This is a genomic window from Streptomyces sp. YS-3 (assembly GCF_045257485.1).
GTDB lineage: Bacteria > Actinomycetota > Actinomycetes > Streptomycetales > Streptomycetaceae > Streptomyces.
This window is the reverse complement of record NZ_JBJHPC010000716.1, coordinates 1-3,157: the sequence shown is the minus strand read 5'-3', so window position 1 is coordinate 3,157 and position 3,157 is coordinate 1. Positions and strand designations below refer to the sequence as shown.

At 71.9% G+C, this 3,157-nt stretch carries 2 protein-coding genes and 1 pseudogene; 1 reads left to right on the top strand and 2 read right to left on the bottom strand.

From position 1 onward, the window contains the following. A pseudogene (locus tag ACJA3G_RS33770) lies at positions 1–194 on the bottom strand (hypothetical protein); the annotation flags it as partial. 492 nt (positions 195–686) lie between these two features. Then, positions 687–1,682 (bottom strand): hypothetical protein, encoded by a 996-nt coding sequence (locus ACJA3G_RS33765; protein WP_406556846.1) that lies wholly within the window; start codon positions 1,680–1,682, stop codon positions 687–689. Positions 1,683–2,109: 427 nt separating this feature from the next. On the opposite strand from ACJA3G_RS33765, the gene ACJA3G_RS33760 reads away from it, so the two are divergent. Continuing rightward, positions 2,110–2,946, top strand: coding sequence for a helix-turn-helix domain-containing protein (locus ACJA3G_RS33760; RefSeq protein ID WP_406556845.1), 837 nt, complete (start codon positions 2,110–2,112; stop codon positions 2,944–2,946). Positions 2,947–3,157 lie beyond the last annotated feature (211 nt).

Here is a 3,157-nt window from a genome sequence, read left to right as displayed (position 1 = left end):
GGCTCGTAGCGGACGGAGAAGCCCGTACGGGGCGCTGGGCGGCTCTTGCCGCCGCTCGGGCCGTCGGGTGCCTCCGGGGTGGTGGAGGGGCCGCAGGCGGCCGTACAGAGCGTCAGCAGGGCTGCTGTGAGGGCTGCCGTGAGGGTCGTTGTTTCGGCCTGGGTACCGGCCCGGGTGTTGCCCCGTCTGCGCATGGGCGCATTAAACGCGCTGACGGATCGTTTCGTCAGCGCGTTCTGGGGTCTCGTGCCGAAGTTCCGGGCGGGCAGGGCCTGTTCCGGGAGCGCGGGCGATTGACCCTGACAGCCGGGGCACGGCTGCGGGGCGGGTGCCGGGGACGTCGGCGCTGGGCACGGGAGGCGTGCCGAGACTCGGCAGCGTCCGGGGGTCCCGGCTCGGACACCCGGCCCCGCGCGATGCCCGGCAGAGCCCGGCGACAGGCTCCGCACTGCCGGTTCTGGCATGCGCGCGGATGGCAGTCCCCCGTGACAGCGGACGTACGGACCGAAGCAGCCCCGGGCTGGGGCGACTCCGGTCGGCCGGGCCCAGCATGCAACAGCGGGGACCGCGTTTTCTCCTGATGATTTTTCTGCCTAAAACGCTTGTGGGAAGTGGGCCTTGTGGGAAGTGGGCTTTGCGGGCAGTGGATGCCCCTCCCCCGCGCGCGCCCTCCCAGGCCCGCGCCCTCACACGTCGTCGATCAGCCGTTCCGCCGACAGTGCCCAGCGGTAGGTGAGTTCCGCCAGCGTCGACACCTGCCACAGCTCGCGCAGCTTGCCGATCTCCTTCGAGAGCGTTCGCAGCCCGATCCCCAGGCGCTGCGCCGTGATCCGCTGCTCGATGCCCGCCGCCGTGTCCCGCAGGATCTCCCGCTGCAGCCGCGTCGTACGCGCCCCGGCCGCCACGTCCGAAACCCGTGGGTCGCCGTGCCAGATCTCCGCGCGGCGCCACTCCTGGTCGAACCCCTCCGCCATGTACGCCACGGCCGCCCGGTCCAGGACGTGCCAGGCGGCGTGGCTGGGGACGGAGTTCACGATGTGGTCGGAGATGAACGCGGTACGGCGGTCCACGATGATGCAACGCTGGAACGGCCCGATGAGCGTCCGGAACTGGGCGCCCTTGCCGGTCATCACCCGTGCCCACTGCCGGGTCGCCTCGTCGTCGCGGACGCTGTCGCGGTACAGGGTGCGCACGCTCACCCCGCGCTCCAGCGCCCTGCTGTCCCGGTCCATGGCGAGGGCCAGGAGTTCCGGGGAGCGCGGCCCGCCGGGCTGGGCCGTGAGCAGCTCGGCCTGGGCCTGGCTGATGGCGTGCTCGATCCGGGCGTTCACGAGCCCCGGCTCCGTCAGGAACTCCGAGCCGCGCCCCGAACGCCACTTGGCCCGCTCGAAGTGCACGCTCAGCTCGTCCGCGTCCTCGGGTATCGCCGCCATCCGCGCCGCCCGCGCCGCCATCTCCCGCAGGTCCGCGTCCAGTTGCCGCCGCGCCGCCTCCTGCGGGTCCAGGGCTATCGGGATGTCCGGCAGATCGGCGTCCACCGCGACCAGGCCGCGGTCCCGCAGCCGGGCCAGCACGGGCGCGTCCTCGGGCGTCAGGGGCTCGTGGCGGGTGATCCGCCCGTACAGCTCGACCGCCTCCGGTGGCAGCCGGTCCGTGCGCCGTGCCGGATTGTCGCTCTCCACCTGGTTCGCCCCCGTCGGTGCCCTGCGTGTCTGCGCCCGGCGCACACACGCAGCCGCCCCCGCTTGATCGCCACACGTCCGACCAGGCAGCGTACCGGTGGGCCTGTACGGCACCGGCCCGCACCAGGGCCTCTGGAGCAGGCCGAAAACGTTCGTACGGACACGCGATGTTCGATTCCCCCCCTCCCTCACCCATCGCAACCCTCCCGCGTACGAGAGGAAACACCGATGCAGCACCGCACGGCCCCTATAGCCCCTATGGCCCCTATGGCACGCACCGCGCCATCCGCCGTCCCCCTGCCTTCGTGGGTGGCCCGCACGCGACGGGACTCCGCCTGGGGCTGCTGACCCCCCTACCGGCAACAGCTCACCGAGGCGGCCACCACCACCTGGCAACGGGGCCGCCCACGCATGGGGAACACGTTTCATGGACAAGGTTGCTCTGCGCGGCCTGCTGCGCGAACGCCGCGCCCGCATCACCCCCGAGAGCCACGGTCTGAACCGGCCCACCCGTCAGGGACGGCGCGCCCCCGGGCTCTCCCAGGCCCAGATCGACCAGTTGCTGCACCGCGCCCCCGACACCTATGGGCGTCTGGAGTCCGGCCGCTACGGCAAGCCGCCCGCCGATCTCCTCGAAGACGTGGCCCGCCTGCTCGGTATGAACGAGCAGGAGTGGATTGCCCTGTGGCGTTACGGTCTCGGCCAGGATCCCCCCTACCCCCTCAACGCCCGCTCCGGTGAGGAGCTCCCGGGCGTCTGGCAGGAGGCCGTCGACGGCATCGCGCACATGGCGTACGTCCACGACCGCTCCTGGAACCTCCTCGCGCACAACGCCGCCTTCGCCGCGCTCTTCCCCCACGGCCGCGCCCCGCACAACATCATGCGCTGGATGGCCCTGGACCCCACCGCCCGTTCGGTCCTGATCGACTGGGACAGCGCCTGGGCCCCTTTCGCCCTCCCCCATCTGCGCGGCGCGCTCGCTGCCGACCCCCACGACGAGACGCTGAAACAGATAGAGAAGGAAGTCCTCGCCGACCCCCTCTGCTCCGGCATCTACGAACGCGCGGGTGCTCATTTCCCCCTGGACGGCGACGAACGCCCCCTGCACCACCTCGCCCTCGGCCCCGGCTGGGTCGCCCTGTGCGCCGCCCAGCCGATGACCGCTCCCGGCGCCCGCATGATCATCCTGGTCTTCCATCCCGGCGACCGCCGTCGGCACGCCCGTACCGCGATGCTCCGGGCGGACTCCCCGAGGCATCCGTGAGCGGCCCGGGTGCGTGGGGAGGAGGGGCGCGGATTATCACGGCGTGATAGGTCCAGCGACTGTCCCGCGACCGCCCCGCGACTGCCCCGCGACTGTTCGTGCTTCGCGATCTATCACGGCGTGATAGATCGCCAGCGCGAGGACGGCCGCCGATGGCGATCTATCACGCCGTGATAATTCCGCCCCCTCTCCCCCACAGCCGTCCCCCTCT